This window comes from Halococcus sp. PRR34 (assembly GCF_028617175.1).
Taxonomy (GTDB): Archaea; Halobacteriota; Halobacteria; order Halobacteriales; family Halococcaceae; genus Halococcus; species Halococcus salifodinae.
Window position 1 is genome coordinate 1 of record NZ_JAQJDA010000061.1, and the last position, 990, is coordinate 990.

Consider the following 990-nt stretch of genomic DNA (forward strand, 5'->3'; position numbering starts at 1 on the left):
GCGTGGTTCGTCCTGATCCGTCGCCGCCCCGTCGCCGGGAGCCACCGCGCAGTGCTGGTCGGCGACGATCACACCGCGATGGCCGAACTTTTCGAAACCACCGATCTCTCGATCGTGGGCTACGTCGCCCCTTCCATCCAGTACGATCCCGAACCATCCGAACAGGGATCGACCACCCGATTCGCCGACGGTGGCACCCACCAGCAGCCCCGTCTCGACGACGTGGAGTGTCTCGGTGGGCTCTCACGGCTCGAAGAGGTCTTCGTCGAGCACGACATCGACACCGCAGTGCTCGCGTTCGAGCGATCGGATCGTGCGGAGTTCTTCGGCACGCTCGCGACGTGTTACGACCACGGCGTGGCGGCGAAAGCCCACCGTAAACACGCCGATAGCGTCCTCACCACCGACACGAGCGTGGTCGGCCTCGTCGACATCCAACTCGAACCCTGGGACTGGGAAGATCGAGCGCTGAAGCGGCTGTTCGACATCGCGTTCGCCGCTACCGGACTGATTGTCCTCTCGCCGATCATTCTCCCAGTCGCGATCGCGATCAAACTCGACAGTCCGGGACCGGTGCTCTACGGCCAGGAACGCACCGCGGAGTTCGGCGAAACCGTCGAGATCTACAAGTTCCGGAGCATGGTCGCCGACGCCGAGGCCGACACCGGCGCGAAGCTGAGCGAAGAGGACGCCGGCGGCGTCGATTCCCGGGTCACTCGGACCGGACGGCTTCTCAGACGCACCCACCTCGACGAGATCCCCCAGCTCTGGTCGATCCTCGTCGGTGATATGGCGGTCGTCGGCCCACGGCCCGAACGCCCCGAACTCGATGCCGACATCGAATCCGGCATCACCCAGTGGCGACGGCGATGGTTCGTCAAACCCGGCCTGACTGGCCTCGCCCAGATCAACGGTGCCACCGGCCACGATCCCGAGCGGAAACTCCGGTACGACACCCAGTACATCCACCAACAATCGTTCTGGGTCGAC

At 64.8% G+C, this 990-nt stretch carries 1 protein-coding gene; it reads left to right on the forward strand.

Annotation, left to right across the window (positions count from 1 at the left end; genetic code table 11):
• Positions 1–990 (forward strand): sugar transferase (locus PHA81_RS20780; protein ID WP_273838792.1); only part of this gene is annotated, 990 nt, incomplete at both ends.